The 515-nt window shown below is 49.7% G+C and carries 2 protein-coding genes; both read right to left on the bottom strand.

The features are described from left to right. Window positions 1-117 (bottom strand): hypothetical protein (locus tag ACWHAR_RS32105; RefSeq protein WP_452089052.1); only part of this gene is annotated, 117 nt, incomplete at its 3' end. 40 nt (window positions 118-157) lie between these two features. Next, window positions 158-515: aldehyde dehydrogenase family protein (locus ACWHAR_RS32110; protein WP_452089051.1), on the bottom strand; the 358-nt coding region annotated here is incomplete at its 5' end.

Genomic DNA, 515 nt, shown 5'->3' on the forward strand with positions numbered 1-515 from the left:
TGTCGCACGGTCGGCATAATTAATGGATGTGACGAGAAACAGCATAGACACGACAAACCAGCGGACAGAACTTCTTTTCCCCGCGGTATCGGGGGAGGCTGCACGATTTTTTTTCATAGCATCTTCTCCTTTATTCATTTGTACCGAAACGACTGACTTACGGTTTGACAAATACGGTTTTCACGGCTGTAAAAAATTCTTTGGCTGCCTCCCCCTGTTCCCGTGAATGCGAGCTCGATTGTTTAACGCCTCCGAATGGCGCCTGCAGTTCGACACCGGCGCTCTCGGCGTTGACGCGAATGAGCCCCGCTTCGATTTCATCTGTGAATGACAGCATCCGCCTAATGTTTTGCGTAAAAATGGAGGCGCTCAGGCCAAATTTGACGTCATTTGCCGTCTCCAACGCTTCCTCAAGTGTATCCGCCTTGATTAAAGCGATGACCGGGCCGAAAATTTCTTCTTGGGCAATCGTCATGCCGGAAGTGACGTTGTCAAAAATGGCCGGCCTGATATAA

The sequence above is a fragment of the Bacillus sp. LR--39 genome (genome assembly GCF_053613335.1).